Annotated in this window: 13 protein-coding genes, 1 tRNA gene and 1 pseudogene; 10 read left to right on the top strand and 5 right to left on the bottom strand. The window is 64.4% G+C overall.

The features are described from left to right. Window positions 1–239: 239 nt before the first annotated feature. Complete coding sequence (locus HV773_RS32650) at window positions 240–1,412, top strand: 4-hydroxybenzoate 3-monooxygenase (protein WP_175197982.1); 1,173 nt, start codon at window positions 240–242, stop codon at window positions 1,410–1,412. A 195-nt stretch (window positions 1,413–1,607) separates the two neighbouring features. On the opposite strand, the gene HV773_RS32645 is transcribed toward HV773_RS32650, so the two are convergent. Continuing rightward, complete coding sequence (locus HV773_RS32645; RefSeq protein ID WP_175197981.1) at window positions 1,608–1,949, bottom strand: DUF4148 domain-containing protein; 342 nt, start codon at window positions 1,947–1,949, stop codon at window positions 1,608–1,610. 212 nt (window positions 1,950–2,161) lie between these two features. After that, a complete protein-coding gene (locus HV773_RS32640) occupies window positions 2,162–2,854 on the bottom strand; it encodes a DJ-1/PfpI family protein (RefSeq protein ID WP_175197980.1) in 693 nt (230 codons plus the stop codon). Window positions 2,855–3,316: 462 nt separating this feature from the next. Between HV773_RS32640 and HV773_RS32635 the strand changes: the two genes are divergently transcribed. Both HV773_RS32635 and HV773_RS32630 read left to right on the top strand, forming a co-directional pair. Continuing rightward, complete coding sequence (locus HV773_RS32635) at window positions 3,317–3,766, top strand: HU family DNA-binding protein (protein WP_175197979.1); 450 nt, start codon at window positions 3,317–3,319, stop codon at window positions 3,764–3,766. A 257-nt stretch (window positions 3,767–4,023) separates the two neighbouring features. Further along, a complete protein-coding gene (locus HV773_RS32630) occupies window positions 4,024–4,923 on the top strand; it encodes a LysR substrate-binding domain-containing protein (RefSeq protein ID WP_175197978.1) in 900 nt (299 codons plus the stop codon). Between the two features lie 239 nt (window positions 4,924–5,162). On the opposite strand, the gene HV773_RS32625 is transcribed toward HV773_RS32630, so the two are convergent. After that, window positions 5,163–6,335 carry a porin gene (locus HV773_RS32625; RefSeq protein ID WP_175197977.1) on the bottom strand — a complete coding sequence of 391 codons (1,173 nt, stop codon included), beginning with the start codon at window positions 6,333–6,335 and terminating at the stop codon, window positions 5,163–5,165. A 343-nt stretch (window positions 6,336–6,678) separates the two neighbouring features. Continuing rightward, entirely contained in the window at window positions 6,679–8,043 is a 1,365-nt protein-coding gene (locus tag HV773_RS32620; protein WP_175197976.1) for a YihY/virulence factor BrkB family protein, read from the bottom strand. A 232-nt stretch (window positions 8,044–8,275) separates the two neighbouring features. On the opposite strand from HV773_RS32620, the gene fdnG reads away from it, so the two are divergent. The 7 genes from fdnG (at window position 8,276) to HV773_RS32585 (ending at window position 17,434) form a co-directional block, all read left to right on the top strand. After that, the gene (gene fdnG, locus HV773_RS32615; protein ID WP_175197975.1) at window positions 8,276–11,347 is read left to right on the top strand and encodes a formate dehydrogenase-N subunit alpha; all 3,072 of its coding nucleotides are present in this window, start codon (window positions 8,276–8,278) and stop codon (window positions 11,345–11,347) included. A gap of 12 nt (window positions 11,348–11,359) precedes the next feature. Next, complete coding sequence (gene fdxH, locus HV773_RS32610; RefSeq protein ID WP_175197974.1) at window positions 11,360–12,295, top strand: formate dehydrogenase subunit beta; 936 nt, start codon at window positions 11,360–11,362, stop codon at window positions 12,293–12,295. Further along, window positions 12,282–12,908, top strand: a complete 627-nt coding sequence (locus HV773_RS32605) for a formate dehydrogenase subunit gamma (protein ID WP_175197973.1) — start codon at window positions 12,282–12,284, stop codon at window positions 12,906–12,908. The genes fdxH and HV773_RS32605 overlap by 14 nt, the downstream gene beginning before the upstream one ends. Before the next feature lie 75 nt (window positions 12,909–12,983). Beyond that, entirely contained in the window at window positions 12,984–13,925 is a 942-nt protein-coding gene (fdhE, locus tag HV773_RS32600; protein ID WP_175197972.1) for a formate dehydrogenase accessory protein FdhE, read from the top strand. After that, window positions 13,922–15,379, top strand: coding sequence for an L-seryl-tRNA(Sec) selenium transferase (gene selA, locus HV773_RS32595; protein ID WP_377729436.1), 1,458 nt, complete (start codon window positions 13,922–13,924; stop codon window positions 15,377–15,379). The genes fdhE and selA overlap by 4 nt, the downstream gene beginning before the upstream one ends. Next, window positions 15,376–17,298, top strand: coding sequence for a selenocysteine-specific translation elongation factor (gene selB, locus HV773_RS32590; protein WP_175197971.1), 1,923 nt, complete (start codon window positions 15,376–15,378; stop codon window positions 17,296–17,298). Before selA ends, selB begins: the two co-directional genes overlap by 4 nt. Window positions 17,299–17,338: 40 nt before the next feature. Continuing rightward, window positions 17,339–17,434 (top strand) — tRNA-Sec (locus tag HV773_RS32585). Between the two features lie 44 nt (window positions 17,435–17,478). On the opposite strand, the pseudogene HV773_RS37605 reads toward HV773_RS32585, so the two are convergent. Next, window positions 17,479–17,589 (bottom strand): annotated as a pseudogene (locus tag HV773_RS37605) (succinate dehydrogenase assembly factor 2); the annotation flags it as partial.

Here is a 17,589-nt window from a genome sequence, read left to right as displayed (position 1 = left end):
GGCGGCCAGAGTGCGGATTGCTCCGCGGACATGTGTTTGAGCATACGCCGATGCCGCCACGCGTGCACATGCACGGCATACGCGCACAGCGGTTACGCTGCGCCGCGGCACGATCTCATGGCCGCATAACGGGTGGTCCGGCTATCCGCAATCGAGATAATTCATATTCACGATATCGCGTTGCACGATATCGCTCGCAGCCGCCAAACTTGCGCAAAATCAACACACAGGAGACATTCATGCGCACCCAAGTTGGCATCATCGGCGCGGGGCCCGCGGGCCTGCTGCTTTCCCATCTGCTTCATCTGCGTGGCATTGACTCGGTCGTGCTCGAACGGCGCGGCCGCGAACAGATCGAATCCACGATCCGTGCGGGCGTGCTCGAGCAGGGCACCATGGATACGCTCATCGAGGCCGGCGTCGGCGCCCGCATGAAGGCCGAAGGTGCGCTGCATCACGGCTTCGAACTCGCGTTCGAAGGCAAGCGCCGCCGCATCGATCTCACCGAGCTCACCGGCAAATCGATCACGGTTTACGCCCAGCACGAAGTGCTCAAGGACCTCGTCGCTGCGCGCGTGGCCGCCGACGGCAAACTCTTCTTCAACGTCTCGAACACCTCGATTCACGGCATCGAAACGGCGTCGCCCTCGATTCGCTTCGAGCACGAAGGCGAGCAGCACGCGCTCCATTGCGATTACGTGATCGGCTGTGACGGCTCGCAAGGCGTCTCGCGCGCGGCCATTCCGGCGGCATTGCGCAACGATTACGAGCGCGTGTTTCCGTTCGGCTGGTTCGGCATTCTCGTGGAGGCGCCGCCTTCGTCCGACGAGCTGATCTACGCGCGCCACGAACGCGGCTTCGCGCTGGTCAGCACGCGTTCGCCGAACGTGCAGCGCATGTATTTCCAGTGCGATCCCAACGACACGGTCGAAAATTGGTCTGACGATCGCATCTGGGCCGAGCTGCACGCGCGTGTCGATTCGGACGAAGGCCATCACGTGGTCGAGGGCAAGATCTTTCAGAAGAATATCGTCGGCATGCGCAGCTTCGTGTCGACCACGATGCAGCACGGGCGCCTCTTTCTCGCGGGCGACGCGGCACATATCGTGCCGCCCACGGGCGCGAAGGGCCTCAACCTGGCCGTCGCCGATGTGCGCGTGCTGACCGCCGCGCTCGTGGCGTTCTACAAGGAAGGCCGCACCGACCAGCTCGATACGTATAGCGAGACCGCGCTGCGCCGCATCTGGCGCGCCGAGCACTTCTCGTACTGGATGACGCACATGATGCACCGCCTCGACGACGCCTCGCCGTTCGAGCAGCGCCTCCAGGTGGCGGAGTTGGAGCACGTGACCACGTCGCGTGCGGCCGCGACCGCGATGGCCGAAAACTACGTGGGCGCGGTGGCGGTCTAGCGAACTGCTTTGCGGTGAAGGTCTCGCTGGCCCAGACCCACTCCAGATGCTGGTGGCGTGCGCGACCACGATCATGATGCCCGCCGCGCAGCGGGAACCGCAGGAGCGGCTGACGATAGCGGGGATCGGCTGTGCGCCGGTCCCCGCGTGCGCAAGAAAAACTAAAAAGCGAAAAAAGACTGGAAAGGAAGCGGTTTACTGGCTTGCGCTCGCCGCCGCCGCTGCCGCGGCTTTCTTCTGCGCGTTCTGGAGGTTGTTCGGGTAGTTCGGGTCGTTGTTGGCGGGCTTGTAGCCTGCGTCTTCGAGTTGCTTCAGTTCGGCGTTGTTCTTCGCGCGCGCGGCTTTGCGTTCGGCTTTGTGTTGCGCGCGCGCCTGTTTGCGCTTTTCGGCCTTGGTGAGCGGCTGTGAGGCTGGCGCGGCGCTTTGCGCGGTGGCTGCGGGCGCGCTGGCGTCCTGGGCGAAGGCGGGCGCGGTGACGCCCAGCAGGAATGCGGCGGCGGCCGCGGCGAGAGTCAGCTTGCTGGTAGTGGACTGCATGAACACCCCTCTTGATTGATTTTTACCGCTGGATTCAGGGTTTGTAATGCAAGGATCGCGAGAAGCAGCGCGGCGGATGTCACGCTGTTAATGGAGCGCCGGATTGGCCAGCAGCCCTGGGTTGAATGTATACGATCCTTGCAAACGCGGGTAGCAAGTGTGTCCCTGGCTCGCGTCTCGCGCAACAGATCAACGCGCCGATGCAGGTGCGCTCACGCGTTTGTGTCCCGAAGTTTTTCCACCACACGCTCGACGATGCGCGTGCGTTGCTCGAGCGTCGCCGCGCTTTGCGCGCGTACGCGTTCCACCACGGCGCCCGGCGCGCTTTCCGGGCGGCCCGCATCGAACGGCGGCGCTGGCGCATATTCGAGTTCGAGCTGGAGCGCCTGCGCGGCTTCCTCGCCGACTAGTTCCGCCGCGAGCGTGAGCGCGAAATCGATGCCTGCTGTGATGCCGCCGCCGGTAATGAGGTTGCCGTCGCGCACCACGCGTTCTTTCACCGCGATCGCGCCGAACGGTTCGAGCAGCGAGTGAAAGGCCCAGTGCGTGGTGGCGCGGCGTCCGTGCAAGAGCCCTGCGGCGCCGAGCACGAGCGAGCCGGTGCAGACCGACGTGACGTAGCGCGCCGTGCGCGCCTGGCCGCGCAGGAATGCAAGCGTAGCATCGTCTTCCAGCAGTGGCGCCACGCCGCTGCCGCCCGGCACGCAGATCACGTCGAGCGGCGGGCAGTCGTCGAAGACGGTGTCGGGCGTGAGCAGCATGCCGGTAGCCGACATGACCGGCTCGCGCGTTTTCCAGATGAGCCGCACCTGCGTGTCCGGCATCGATGCAAGTACGTCGTAGGGTCCGCAGAGGTCGAGCGGCTGCACCTTGGGGAATAGCAGAAAGCCGATCTTGAGCGCCATGGAGAATGCCTCGAAATGAAGGTGGAATGAGATGCGCGTCGTGCCGGCGACGGTGCGTTCATCGTCACTCTACGCGCGCACGCCTATGCAGGAGCGCCAAAAAGCACGCAAAAGCTGCCAGCCGCGATGCTCGAACGCGCGCGCCAGTTCGCTGACACACTGCTTTTTCAGGTAGCGCGAAGGGGCCGTTGTTGCCTGAAACCGCCATACGTGTGGCGTTTTCGCCGCATCGTGCACGCGTCGCGCTGGCGCGAACCGCGCTCATGCAGGTCGAGCCGGTGCACGTTTACCCCCTGTAAACAAGTATCGAAATGCATTCGGCAGTCTGCGTCGCGCAACAAATTTGCATCTACGATGCAAAAGAGTCACGCAAAACGCTTGCACGCTTGTAGAATCCGCCGTTGAAGCATCTGCATTCCGCTGTGCTTCGTCGATTCACTGACCAACACTGGTAGGAGAAACATGCCGACTTCCGCAAAGAAAGTGGCCGCAAAAAAGGCAGCTGCCCCGGCCAAGAAGGCTGCAGCAAAGAAAGCGCCCGCCACCAAGACTGCAGCAGCTAAGAAGGTCGCCGTGAAGGCGTCCGGCGCACCGTCGCCGATCAAGGACACCTTCACGAAGGCCTCGCTGGCTGCTCACGTCGCTGAGCGTGCTGGCGTCGAGCCGAAGGCCACGAAGGCCGTGCTCGCTGCGCTGGAAGACACGATCCTGGGTTCGGTCCACAAGAAGGGCGCCGGCGAGTTCACGCTGTCGGGTCTTCTGAAGATCGTCGTTCAGGCCGTTCCGGCGAAGAAAAAGCGCTTTGGCAAGGACCCGTTCACGGGTGAAGAGCGCTGGTTCCCGGCCAAGCCGGCAACCGTGCGCATCAAGGCGCGCGCGCTGAAGAAGCTGAAGGACGCAGCAGCGGCCTAAGCGCTTCACGCCGTGGCCAGCGGTCTTTTGGCCGCGGCCCGCGTGAGTCCCCAGAAAATCCCCGTTGGCATCATGCCCACGGGGATTTTTATTTGCGTGCTGAAATGGCATCGCAGCACGTTGTATACGAAGCATGTTTCGATGTTATACATGGGCGTCTCGCGTAATGCGGTGTAATGGACGGAATATTCAGCAATGTATTCCTTGCCGGGTTATGCTCGAATAACCCATCCAAGAAAATAGCATGCCTTTATGTTATGCCAGTTTCCGAACTCAGTATTCGCCAGGTTGAAGCGTTTCGCGCCTTGATGCAGTGGCGCACGGTCACGCGCGCGGCGCGTGCGCTTGGCATCTCGCAACCCGCGGTGAGCCGCCTCGTTGCCGACTTTGAGGCGAGCGTCGGCTTCGCGTTGTTCGAGCGCGCGCGCGGGCGGCTCTTGCCGACAGGCGAAGCGCATGCCCTGCATGCGGAGGTCGAGCGTGCGTTCAGTGGGCTGGAGCGTGTCGTGCAGGCGGCAGCGCAAATCCGCGAGCAGCGTCGCGGCGTGTTGTGCGTGGCGGGCGCGCCCGAACTCGGCCCAGACTTTCTGCCGCGCGTGAGCGCGGCGTTCGCGCAGGAGCACGCGGGCGTGGATGTGACGCTGCTGACGCTAGAACCCGCGCTCGCGCTCGAACGCGTGGCAGCGGAGCGGTGCGACCTGGCGCTCGTCGGCGAGGAAGCGGCGCCGCGCGCGGTGCGTCTCGAGCGCCTCGGGCAATGGCCGATGCGCTGCATCGTGCCGCGCGGCCACCGCCTCGCACGCAAGCGCGCGATTGGCGCCACCGACTGCGAAGGCGAGCGCTTCGTTTCATACGCAGCGGGAACGCACGCGCGCCTGCGCATCGACCGGCTGTTTTCGGAGTGCGGCGTGACGCGTCTTACAGGCGTGGAAACGGATCTCGCGCAGGCGCTCGTGACGCTGGTGGAGGCGGGAATGGGCATCGCGCTCGTCGACCCGCTCACGGCGGCTGGGGCGAGCGCGCGCGTGGTGGTGAAGCGCTTCGTGCCGGAACTGGAGGTGCCGCTCAATGTGGCGCGATATGCGCAGCGGGACGCGGCGCCGCTGGCGGAGGCGTTCTTGCGTCATGCGCGAGCGGCGCTTGCAAGGTTGCGCTGAGCGTGTTCCGAGGGTGTGCGAGGTGCACTGCGCCTGCGCTGATGGCGCGCGGCGAGCACCGCAAGTTGGACGCGTCGCCCGGCTTTTCAGGCGCTTCGATCTTTCGTACTAAAACTAAAACGCGCCGCCCATGAAAAAGCCAGCCTTGGCTTGCACCGAAGGCTGGCTTGAGTAGCGTGCAGCTTTTAGCCGCTGCATGGTCTCTTCGCTTGGCCGGGCCTGAGCCCGGCTCATGTCGATTAGAACTTGTGGCGGATGCCCAGGCTGACGATCTCTTGCGAGCTCGAATTCGAGTTGTAGCCGTACGAGCCGATCGAGGCGTTGGCCGCGCCGCCGGTGCCCGACTGCGTGCCGTTGGCGTGCTGGTAAGCCGCCACTGCGTACAGGTCGGTGCGCTTCGACAGGTTGTAGTCCGCGCCCAGCGAAACCTGGTTGTAGGTGTTCGACGCGTTGCCCGCGCCGTGCGTCCAGATATAGCCCAGGCCGAGCAGGAGGGCCGGGTTCACCTGGTAGCCGAAGTAACCGCCTGCAACGTTGTAGCGCTGGCTCGACTGGAACAGCGAGTAGCCGTCCGACTTGTACTGGACGTTGGCGTAACGTGCGCCGAACGTGAACGGACCCGAGACGTATTGCGCAGCGATCGAAGCGTTGTTGATCGACTTGGCCGAGCCGTACGCGACGTTGATCTCGCTGTCGAACATGGCGCCTGACGTGGCGTTTGCCGCCCAGCCGCCATTCGTCGGGACAGCCTTGAGGCGGTCTGCCGGGTTCGACGAGTTGTCCATGCGGAAGTAGCCGGCAGCAATGTTGAAGCCACCGATGCCGTACGTAGCAGCCGCACCCCAGCTTTGGCCCGAGCCCGTCGAGCCTGCGACGCCGCCCAGTGCATACATGCCTTCGAACTGGAAGCCGCTGAACAGCGGCGACACGTACTTGATGGCGTTGTTCGTACGCGAGCTGTTGTCGTTGTTGTCGACGTCACCCGGCGTCGTGAACGTGCTGCCGAAGTAGTTGTCGGCCGTCAGGGGCTGAACCATGTCGACCAGCGGGTCGTACTGGCGGCCCAGCGTGACCGTACCGTATTGGTCAGACGTCAGGCCGACAAACGCTTGACGACCGAACATGAGGCCGCCCTGGCCCAGCTTGCCGGTGTTGACGTCAAAGCCGTTTTCCAATTGGAAAATTGCCTTCAGGCCGCCACCGAGGTCTTCCGTGCCCTTCAGGCCGAAGCGGTCACCCGAGATGTTGCCGGCGTACAGGCCAACCAGGTTCTTGTTCTGGAGATTCGAGTGACCAACCCACTGGATCGACTCGTCGATCACGCCGTACAGGGTCACGCTGCTCTGCGCATGGGCTGCGCCCGAGACGGCCAGGATGGCCAGCGAGAGGGTCGAGAGGGCGATTCGTTTCATCCGGTTTTCTCCACGCAGATATTTAGTTGTTGCTTGAATTGGTACGTGCCATTGCGGAACGGAGAATAACGCAGGGGCGCAATTCAACTGAACTGAAAAAAAATGACTGTCGCAAAAAGCTGACACATCGGTAGAAAGCCTTGTAATACGGGGCTCTAACGAATTCTTTCGGATCTGGAACAGAGTGAATGCCTGCGCAGCACTATTGTTGTTTCCGATGCGAATCGAAAAGTTTGCAATCGTTATGGGTGTATATCAGGGTAAATACTGAGCAGTCGAAAGCGGGTGCAGGTTGCTCAGTATTTCGAACTTGACATGGCCGGCGCGAGCCGCCGAGGGAGCACTAATCGCCCGGTTTGTCCGAATCAGGGGCGGCGGTGGCGCGGCGGCGGCCTGCTGCTGCCGTCACGGCAAGCGCGGCGCTCGCGACGAGCGCCACCGAGCGCCATGGGTGGCGCTGGACGTAGCGGTTGGTGGCCGCCACCGTGCGGCCTGCCCGCACGAGGGTACGGGCGGCGGCCTCGGTGGCGCTTTTCTCCATGTTTACTACTGAGCGGCGGATTTGCAGGCTGCCGGCGCCGCCCCGCGCGAACGCGCCGTCCTCGGCGCGCACCTGGCCGATGGCTCGCAGCGGCGCACCGGTTGCACTTGCGCCATGAGCCGCATCCCGGGCGGCGTGCGGGCTGGCAGCGGGGGCCGCGTTTCCGATTGGAACCGCATGGGCCGGCGGGCTGCCCGCCGCGGCTTCGCGCACGGGGGCGATCGTGGAGGCGGCGAGCACGGAGGCGAGCTTGGCGCGGCTGCCGGGCGGCGTTTCCGCTAGGAAACCCCATGCGCCGCGCGGATCGTGCAGGCGTGCGCGCGCCGCCGAGAACTCCGCGCCGAGCAGCAAAACCGCCGACGAGAAGTACAGCCACATCAGCAGCACGGCCAGCGAGCCCGCTGCGCCGAACGCTGTGGCCATGCCCGCACGCGCCAGATAGAGCGCGAAAAGTTTCTTGCCCACCGAAAACAGCACCGCAGCCACGGCGCCGCCCACCATGGCGTCGCGCCAGCGCACCTCGGCGTCAGGCAGGAAGCGCAGCAGCGCGGCGAATGCAAAGGCGAGCACGATCAGCCCGACCGTCAGTTGCAGCAGGTTTCCGATGATCACAAAAGACGTTTCGCCCCACAGCCAGCGGCCGACGAAAGCGATGACCGTATCGAGCACAACCGAGACGAACAGCAGAATGGCGACGCCGAGCACGAGGCCGAACGAGATCAGCCGCACCCGCACGAGCGCGAGCACCGACGAGGTGCGCGGGCCGGTTGGCGGCCAGACAATATTGAGTGCGGAGTTGAGCGACGAAAACGTTGCGGACGCGCCGATCGCGAGCATGGCGAGCGAAATCATGGCGGCGATGCTGCCGGTGCCGCCCGCGCGATGCGCGTTCTCGACGATGGTGGTGACGCCCGCTGCGGCGTCGTTGCCGAGCACGTTATGGACCTGGCGGAACAACTCGCCGCGCGCCGCGTCGGCGCCGAAGAACCAGCCGGCTACCGCGATCACCATGACGAGCGTGGGCGCGAGCGAGAACGCCGAATAAAACGCGATGCTTGCGGCCAGAGATGGGCAACGATCGGCGATGAACTGCCGGCACGCGCTCACGACCCAGGAAGCTTCCTTGCGCGCGGCGGAGCCGAGCCGCTCCGATGAGAGGGTTGCCATGTTGTGCGTCCTGGGTTCCGGCTGGGTGGTTTGGCGGAGGGGTTTCATATTGCCGGCATTGTGCCCCGCTCGGGCGGAGGGTGGCAGCGCTGGACCTCATACGAATTCGTCCGGCCTCGTCGAATATAGCAAGCCCAGTACCCGAGCACAGCGCCGGACACGGTACAGGATCTATTTTTCGAAGCGTCTTATACTGGAAAGACCCACAATCCCCAAGCCGAGGACGCACACTATGCTGCAAATGTCCCGGCGCCAGTTCCTCAAGGTCACGGCAACGTCGCTGGCGGGTTCCAGCCTAGCATTGATGGGTTTCGCGCCCGACAATGCGCTTGCCGAGGTCCGACAATACAAACTGGCGCGCACCACTGAAACCCGCAACACCTGCCCGTATTGCTCGGTGGGCTGCGGGATCCTCATGTACGGTCTCGGCGATGGTGCGAAGAATGCCACCGCGAGCATCATCCATATCGAGGGCGATCCCGATCATCCGGTCAATCGCGGCACGCTGTGCCCGAAGGGCGCGAGCCTGATCGACTTCATTCACAGCCCGAACCGGCTCCAGTATCCCGAGTATCGGGCGGCGGGCTCGAACGATTGGAAGCGCATTTCGTGGGACGAGGCGCTCGACCGCATTGCGAAGCTGCTCAAGGAAGATCGCGACGCGAATTTCGTCGAGAAAACCGCGGATGGCAAGACCGTCAACCGCTGGCTGACCACCGGCATGCTGGCCGCCTCGGCGGGCAGCAACGAAGTCGGTTATCTCACGCATAAAGTGGCCCGCTCGATGGGCCTGCTCGCATTCGACAACCAGGCGCGTGTCTGACACGGCCCGACGGTGGCAGGTCTTGCCCCGACGTTTGGCCGTGGTGCGATGACGAACCATTGGGTCGACATTCGCAATGCGGACGTGATTCTGGTGATGGGCGGCAATGCGGCCGAGGCGCACCCGTGCGGCTTCAAGTGGGTCACGGAGGCCAAGGCGCACCGCAAGGCGCGGCTCATCGTGGTGGACCCGCGCTTCACGCGCACGGCATCGGTCGCGGACTATTACGCGCCGATTCGCACCGGCACGGACATCGCGTTCCTGGGCGGCGTGATCAACTGGCTGCTCGCGAACGACAAGATTCAGCACGAGTATGTGAAGAACTACACGGACTTCGCCTTTATCGTGCGCGAGGACTTCGCGTTCAACGACGGCATTTACTCGGGCTACGATGCGCAAAAACATGCGTATCCCGACAAGTCGTCGTGGGATTACGAGATCGGCGAAGACGGCTTCGTGAAAACCGACGCCACGCTGCAGAATCCGCGCTGCGTCTATCAGTTGCTCAAGCAGCATTACTCGCGCTACACGCCCGAGATGGTGGAGAAGGTGTGCGGCACGCCGAAGGAGAAATTCCTCAAGGTGTGCGAAATGCTGGCGAGCACGGCCGTTCCGGGCCGCGCGGGCACCATCATGTACGCGCTCGGCTGGACTCATCACTCGATCGGCTCGCAAATGATCCGCACGGGCGCGATGGTGCAACTGCTGCTCGGCAACATCGGCATCGCGGGCGGCGGCATGAACGCGCTGCGCGGTCACTCGAACATCCAGGGGCTCACCGACCTCGGGTTGATGTCGAATCTGCTCACCGGGTATATGACGCTGCCCAACGAGGCCGAGCAAAGCTACGACGATTACATCAAGAAGCGCGCGCTACAGCCGCTGCGGCCGAACCAGCTCAGCTACTGGCAGCGCTACAACGCGTTCTTCGTGAGCTTCATGAAGTCGTGGTGGGGCGACGCGGCCACCAAGGAGAACAACTGGGGCTATGACTGGCTGCCGAAGCTCGACAAGCCCTACGACCTGATGCAGACCATCGAGCTGATGAACCAGGGCAAGGTCAACGGCTATATCTGCCAGGGCTTCAATGTGATTGCGTCCGCGCCGAACAAGGCGAAAACGCTGGCCGCGCTCGGCAAGCTCAAGTGGCTTGTGATCATGGACCCGCTCGCCACCGAGACCTCCGAGTTCTGGAGGAAGGTGGGCGATTACAACGATGTCGACAGCGGCTCGATCCAGACCGAAGTGTTCCGCCTGCCCACGACCTGCTTCGCGGAGGAAAACGGCTCGCTCGTGAGCTCGAGCCGCGTGCTGCAATGGCACTGGAAGGGCGCGGAGCCGCCGGCCGAGGCGAAGAGCGATCTCGAGATCATGTCTGGGCTGTTCCTGCGCATCCGCGCGGCGTACCAGAAGGACGGCGGCAAGCTGCCCGATCCGATCGTGAAGCTCGACTGGCCGTATTCGAATCCGGCGAGCCCCACGCCCGAGGAGCTCGCGATGGAGTACAACGGCCGCGCGCTCGCCGATCAGACCGACCCCAAGGACGCCACCAAGGTGCTGGTGAAGAAGGGCGAGCAGCTTGCGGGCTTCGCGCAGCTCAAGGACGATGGCAGCACGGCAAGCGGCTGCTGGATCTTCTGCGGTGCGTGGACCCAGGCCGGCAACCAGATGGGCCGGCGCGACAACTCCGACCCCACCGGCATCGGCCAGACGCTCAACTGGGCCTGGGCCTGGCCGGCGAACCGCCGCGTGTTGTACAACCGGGCCTCGTGCGATACGGCGGGCAAGCCGTTCGATCCCATGCGCAAGCTGATCGGCTGGAACGGCAGCGCATGGACCGGCGCGGACGTGCCCGACTACAAGATCGACGAATCGCCCGATCTCGGCATGGGGCCGTTCATCATGAACCCCGAAGGCGTCGCGCGTTTCTTCGCGCGCGACGGCATGAACGAAGGACCATTTCCCGAGCACTACGAACCATTCGAGAACCCGCTCGGCTATAACCCGTTCCACCCGAACAACCCGCAGGCCACCAGCAACCCGGCGGCGCGCGTGTTCCCGGACGACCGCAAGACGTTCTCGACCGCGCAATCGTTCCCGCACGTCGCCACCACGTACCGGCTCACCGAGCACTTCCACTTCTGGACCAAGCATGCGCGCCTGAACGCGATCATTCAGCCGCAGCAGTTCGTCGAGATCGGCGAGGAGCTGGCGAAGGAGGTGGGCGTGGTCGATGGCGCTCGCGTGAAGGTGTCGAGCAATCGCGGCTACCTGATTGCCGTGGCGGTGGTCACCAAGCGCATCAAGGTGCTCACCATCGACGGCAAGAAGGTGCACCACGTGGGCGTGCCGCTGCACTGGGGTTTCACGGGACTGACCAAACCCGGCTATCTGACGAATACGCTCACGCCGCCGGTCGGCGACGGCAATTCGCAGACGCCCGAGTTCAAGTCGTTCCTCGTGAAAGTGGAAAAGGCGTAAGGGGAGCTCGATATGGCATTGCAATCGCTCGACATCAAGCGCCAGTCGGCCACCACGACGCCGCCACCCGGCGTGCGCGAGCCGTCCACGGGCGCGGTGGCGAAACTCATCGACGTCACGAAATGCATTGGCTGCAAGGCGTGCCAGACCGCGTGCATGGAATGGAACGACCTGCGCGACGAGGTGGGCATCAACACGGGCGTCTACGACAACCCGCGCGATCTCACCGAGCACTCGTGGACCGTGATGCGCTTTACGGAATACGAGAACCCGGACGGCAACCTCGAATGGCTGATCCGCAAGGACGGCTGCATGCATTGCGAGGACCCGGGCTGCCTCAAGGCGTGCCCGTCGCCGGGCGCGATCGTGCAGTACACGAACGGCATCGTGGATTTTCATGAGGAAAACTGCATCGGCTGCGGCTATTGCATCACTGGCTGCCCATTCAATATTCCGCGTCTTTCGAAGAAGGATCATCGCGTTTATAAATGCACGCTGTGCTCCGATCGCGTGGCCGTGGGGCAGGAGCCCGCATGCGTGAAGACCTGCCCAACCGGAGCGATCGTGTTCGGCACCAAGGAGGACATGAAGCAGCACGCGGCGGAGCGCATCGTCGACCTCAAGGAGCGCGGCTTCGACAAGGCCGGGCTCTACGACCCGCCGGGCGTGGGCGGCACCCACGTGATGTACGTGCTGCATCACGCGGACCAGCCCTCGCTGTATCACGGCTTGCCCGACAACCCGCGCATCAGCCCGCTCGTGCGGCTGTGGAAGGGCGTGGCCAAGCCGCTCGCGCTCGCGGGCATCGCGCTCGCAGCGGTGGCGGGATTCTTCCACTACACGCGGGTGGGGCCGAACGAGGTGAATGCCGAGGACGAGCAGGCCGCGCGCGACGAGGCGCGGCGCATGCGTGGCGAACCCGAGGAGCGCGGCGATGAAAAACGATGAACCGCAACTGATCCAGCGTTATACGGCCAACGAGCGCACCAACCACTGGATTACCGCGATCACCTTCGTGCTGCTCGCACTCTCGGGTCTCGCGATGTTTCATCCGTCGATGTTCTGGCTTTCCGCGCTGTTCGGCGGCGGGCAATGGACGCGTATTCTGCATCCGTTCGTCGGCGTGGTGATGTTCATTTCGTTCATGCTGCTTGCGCTGCGCTTCTGGCATCACAACTATCTGGATGCGAACGACTGGAAATGGTTCGGGCAGATGGGCGATGTGCTGGCCAACCGCGAAGACAAGCTGCCCGAAGTCGGCCGCTACAATGCGGGACAGAAGCTGCTATTCTTCGTGATGGTGGTTTGTCTCGTGCTGCTGCTCGTGAGCGGCATCGTGATCTGGCGGCGCTACTTCTCGCTGTACTTTCCGGTCACGCTGATCCGCTGGGCAGCGGTCGTTCATGCGGGCGCGGCGTTTGCACTGATCGTGGGTATCATCGTGCATATTTACGCTGCACTATGGGTGAAGGGTTCGATTCGCGCGATGACGCGCGGGTACGTGACCTGGGGCTGGGCGAGAAAGCATCATCCGCGCTGGTTCCGCGAGAACATCAAGTAGCAGGCGCGCGCGGTCCTGCACAAGCCGCCCGCCCGCGAGGGCGCGGCGGCTTTTTGTTATTGGAGACGATTCGTTGTGACGCAACCCACGCAGCGCATTCTCGATCCCGAACAGATTCAGGCGCAGGATCCCTCCGCGATTCCGCGCATCCGCCTGCCTGAACGCGCGACGCATTTCAGCGAGCGCGCCGCGCGACTGCGCAAGCTGGCGGAGCGCAACCCCATTGGCGGCTATGTGCGACTCATGGCGGTACTCGTCGATGCGCAGCAGCAGGTGCTCGAGCATCTCGAAGCGCAAATGCCGCCGCAAGCAGCCATTGCCCATGCCCAGCGCCACTCAATGCCGATCCTGCCCGCACTCGGCGCCGAACGCGACCCGCAATGGCGCGCGGTGCTGCGCCGCCTGGCCGACCGTGTGGAAGCGGCGGGCGCGGTCACGCCCGCGCTCGCGAAAGTGCTGGACACGCTGCGCGCGATGAGCGACGCCGAACTCGACGCGCAAGCCGACGCCTTGCTCGCGCAACGCCACGCGGAAGTTGCACCGGCCACGGCGCCCTTCATCATGGCGGCGCTGCAAGTGGTGTGGACCGACCTCGCGAGCCGCCTCCATGTGCAGGACGTGCCTTACGTGGATGCGCCTGGCGTGTGCCCCGTATGCGGCGTGCAACCGGTTGCGAGCATCGTGCGCGTGGGCGGCGCATTCCAGGGCTATCGCTATGTGCAATGCAGCTTGTGCGGCACCGAGAATCACGTGGTGCGCGTGAAGTGCACGAATTGCGATTCGACGAAAGGCATTGCGTATCACGGCATCGAAGGCGGTAATCCGGCCTTGAAAGCGGAATCGTGCGACGAGTGCCATACCTATCGCAAGATCGGCTATCAGGAGAAGGACTTGGAATTCGAGCCGCTCGCCGACGACCTTGCGAGCCTCACGCTCGACTTGCTGATGGGCGAAGCGGGCTACCAGCGCGCGAGTGCGAATCCGCTGCTTTATCCCGAAGCGCCGGCCGGACAATGATGGGGGCGAGCGAGAAGGTCGATAAAGGCGCGCTGAATGCTCTGCTTGCGCAAATGCCCGCTGTGGAGCGCGTGATCGCTTCGCCGCAAGCGCAGCCGCTGATTGCGCAGCATGGGCGCACGCAGGTGCTCGCGGCCATCCGCGCGACGCTCGACGGCTGGCGGAACGAGGCACAGGCGGGCACGCTCGTGATGGAGGTGAGCGAAGCGACGCCGTTTTCCATCGAGCGCGTGATTGCCGATGCCGATCGCGCGCTCGCGGCGCGAGCGCAAAACAATCTGCGCACGGTCTTCAATCTGACCGGCACGGTGCTGCATACGAATCTGGGCCGCGCGCTGCTGCCCGACGTTGCCGTGGGCGCCGTGGTGCAAGCGCTTACGCAGCCCGCGAACCTCGAATTCGATCTGGCCACCGGCAAGCGCGGCGACCGCGACGACCTGATCGACGAACTCATCTGCGAATTGACCGGCGCCGAAGCGGCGACCGTCGTGAACAACAACGCGGCGGCGGTGTTGCTCGCACTTTCCGCGCTGGCCGCACGCAAGGAGGTGATCGTCTCGCGCGGCGAACTCGTGGAGATTGGCGGCGCGTTTCGCATCCCCGACATCATGAGTCGCGCGGGTGCGAGGCTGCGCGAGGTGGGCACGACCAATCGCACGCACCTTAAGGATTATGAAGCCGCTATCGGCGCGCGCACGGCGCTGCTGATGAAGGTCCACTGCAGCAACTATGCGATCAGCGGCTTCACGAAGAGTGTCGAGTTGGACGAGCTCGCGCCGCTCGCGCAGCGCCATGGTTTGCCGGTTGCCGTGGATCTCGGCAGCGGCACGCTCGCCGATCTCACACAGTGGGGTCTGCCGGCCGAGCCCACTGTGCGCGCCACCGTCGAAGCGGGCGCTGACCTCGTCACGTTCAGCGGCGACAAGCTGCTGGGCGGCCCGCAGGCCGGACTGATTGTCGGGCGCAAGGAGTTGATCGCGACGATCAAGAAGCATCCGCTCAAGCGCGCGCTGCGGGTGGGCAAGCTCACGCTCGCGGCGCTCGAACCGGTGCTCAAGCTCTATCAGGCGCCCGAATTCCTGCGCGAGCGCTTGACGACGCTGCGGCTGCTCACGCGTCCCGCGAGCGAAATGCACGAGGCGGCCGAGCGTGCGCTGCCCGCATTGCAACGTGCGGTCGGCGAAGCCTATGCGGTGAGTGTCGAGCCGATGCTCAGTCAGATCGGCAGCGGCGCATTGCCGGTCGATGTGCTGCCAGGCTACGGGCTGGTCGTGCGTCACCGGGGCAAGGGAGGCAGCGGCCGCGCATTGCTCAAACTGGAGCGTGCGTTGCGCGCGCTGTCGCGCCCCGTGATCGGCCGCATCGCTGACGACGCGCTGCGGCTCGATCTGCGCTGCCTCGAACAGGCGGACGAAGCTGTTTTCGTCGCGCAACTCGCGGAGCTGCATCTGTGATCGTCGGCACGGCGGGGCATATCGATCACGGCAAGACCACGCTCGTGCGCGCGCTGACCGGCGTGGACACCGACCGGCTCAAGGAAGAAAAAGCGCGCGGCATTTCGATCGAGCTTGGCTATGCCTATACGCCGCTCGCGAACGACGACGTGTTGGGTTTCATCGATGTACCGGGGCATGAGAAGCTCGTGCACACCATGGCGGCCGGCGCCTGCGGAATCGACTTCGCGCTGCTTGTGATCGCCGCCGACGACGGGGTGATGCCGCAAACGCGCGAGCATCTCGCGATCCTGCAATTGCTCGGCGTCACCCATGGCGCGATTGCGCTGACCAAGACGGACCGCGTGGATCCTGCACGCCTCGCGGAGGTGCGCGCGGAAATTGCCGCGTGGCTCGCGCCGACCGCGCTGGCGGGCGCGCCGTGCTTCGAAACGCAGGCGACACAGGCGGGCGACCCGGGTGTCGCGAAACTCGATACCTGGTTGCGCGAGCGCGCCGCGCACTGGCACGCACGCCGCGACGACGGCCTGTTTCGTCTCGCCGTGGATCGCGTTTTTACCTTGACGGGGCAGGGCACGGTGGTGACCGGCACGGTGTTCTCAGGGCGCGTGCGCATCGGCGAGAACCTGCTGCTTGCACCTGCGGGCATGCCGGTGCGGGTGCGCAGCATTCATGCGCAAAATCGCGCTGCGGAGGCGGGGCAAGCGGGACAACGTTGCGCGCTCAACCTTCATGGCGTGGAGCGAGAGCAGATCTCGCGCGGGGACTGGATCGTCGATGCACGGCTCGCACAGTCCGCGACGCGCCTCGACGTCGACCTGCAACTGCTCGACGACGCGGGCGTCACGCTTCAGCATTGGTCGCCGCTGCATGTGCACCTGGGCACGATGCATCGCGTGGCGAATGTCGCCTTGCTCGAAGGCGACACGCTTGCTGCGGGGGAGCAAGCCCGTGCGCAACTCGTCTTCGATGCGCCGCTGCACGCGATGCCCGGCGACCGCTTCATCGTGCGCAACGCGCAGGCGAGCCGCACCGTGGGCGGCGGACGCGTGCTCGACCCGTTCGGGCCTGCGCGGCGCCGGCGTACGCCGGAGCGTCGTGCGTGGCTCGATGCGCTGTGTGCCTGGCTCGACGAAGGACGGATCGGCGCGCTGATCGAACAGGCGCCGCACGGGCTCACGCGTGCAACGCTCGCGCAATTGACCGGCTTCGACGCAGATACGCTTGCGCTGCCCGACGACGCAGTCGTGATCGCGCCGCAAGGGCGCACCGCCGAACCCGTCGTGCTCGCGCGCGCACACTGGACGAGCCTCGCGGCGCGCATCGTCGAGATACTGGGCGAATTCCATGCGCGCACACCGGATGAGCAAGGACCGGACGCCGCGCGGCTGCGGCGCATGGCGGCGCCGCTCGCGAGCGACGAGATCTGGCGCGCGGCAGTGGACGCGCTCATCGAAGCGGGTCGTGTCGCGCGCAGCGGGCCGTGGCTGCATCTGCCTTCGCATGCGGTCTCGCTCGATGCCGATGAAGAAGCGCTTGCCGCGCGACTCATGCCGTTGATCGCGCTAGGACGTTACGACCCGCCCTGGGTGCGCGATCTCGCACGCGAAGCACGAGAGCCTGAAGAGAAGGTGCGTGCGCTGCTGCGCAAGCTTGCGCGGCTCGGCAGGCTGTATCAGGTCGTGCGCGATCTGTTCTACGATCGCGACGTGATTCATGAGCTTGCGCGTCTCGTGGCGCAATTGGCCGAAGCGCCGCAATCGCAAGGGGTGAGCGCAGCGACGTTTCGCGATGCTGCGGGACTCGGACGCAAGCGCGCGATCCAGATTCTGGAGTTCTTCGATCGCGTTGGATATACTCGGTTTCAACGCAATTTACATGTGTTGAGACCCGATAGTCGCATGCGTGAATGGGTTTAATGCGCGGTTTTTATTTGTTGCTTGATTATTGTTTTGCAACGGAAGGCAATCGTATCGGGTGGTGCGGCTGGGCTTCAAACCCAGTTGGGGACGTCAGCCGTTCCCGGGATGGTTCGACTCCATCTGCCTTCCGCCATGATGTTTTCGGGGCATGGGAGTCGCACATGCGCAGGACGAAAATCAAACGTTGCGAAGCAGCTCCAGCACCCGCTTCACGTCCGGGTCGGCAAGGTCGCCTTCTGGTTCCTTGCGTGCAAGCAGCAAGTCCATCAGGTCGTTATCGCTCAGCTC

This window comes from Paraburkholderia caffeinitolerans, assembly GCF_902859945.1.
In the GTDB taxonomy this organism is placed as follows: domain Bacteria; phylum Pseudomonadota; class Gammaproteobacteria; order Burkholderiales; family Burkholderiaceae; genus Paraburkholderia; species Paraburkholderia caffeinitolerans.
The sequence above is the reverse complement of the archived record's forward strand: the minus strand, read 5'-3'. Positions and strand labels throughout refer to the sequence as shown.

Bases quoted from the DNA above. Each gene is read 5' to 3' on its own strand.
- HV773_RS32650 (WP_175197982.1), top strand. From the start codon at position 240: ATGCGCACCCAAGTTGGCATCATCGGCGCGGGGCCCGCGGGCCTGCTG.
- HV773_RS32645 (WP_175197981.1), bottom strand. From the start codon at position 1,949: ATGCAGTCCACTACCAGCAAGCTGACTCTCGCCGCGGCCGCCGCCGCA.
- HV773_RS32640 (WP_175197980.1), bottom strand. From the start codon at position 2,854: ATGGCGCTCAAGATCGGCTTTCTGCTATTCCCCAAGGTGCAGCCGCTC.
- HV773_RS32635 (WP_175197979.1), top strand. From the start codon at position 3,317: ATGCCGACTTCCGCAAAGAAAGTGGCCGCAAAAAAGGCAGCTGCCCCG.
- HV773_RS32630 (WP_175197978.1), top strand. From the start codon at position 4,024: ATGCCAGTTTCCGAACTCAGTATTCGCCAGGTTGAAGCGTTTCGCGCC.
- HV773_RS32625 (WP_175197977.1), bottom strand. From the start codon at position 6,335: ATGAAACGAATCGCCCTCTCGACCCTCTCGCTGGCCATCCTGGCCGTC.
- HV773_RS32620 (WP_175197976.1), bottom strand. From the start codon at position 8,043: ATGGCAACCCTCTCATCGGAGCGGCTCGGCTCCGCCGCGCGCAAGGAA.
- fdxH (WP_175197974.1), top strand. From the start codon at position 11,360: ATGGCATTGCAATCGCTCGACATCAAGCGCCAGTCGGCCACCACGACG.
- HV773_RS32605 (WP_175197973.1), top strand. From the start codon at position 12,282: ATGAAAAACGATGAACCGCAACTGATCCAGCGTTATACGGCCAACGAG.
- selA (WP_377729436.1), top strand. From the start codon at position 13,922: ATGATGGGGGCGAGCGAGAAGGTCGATAAAGGCGCGCTGAATGCTCTG.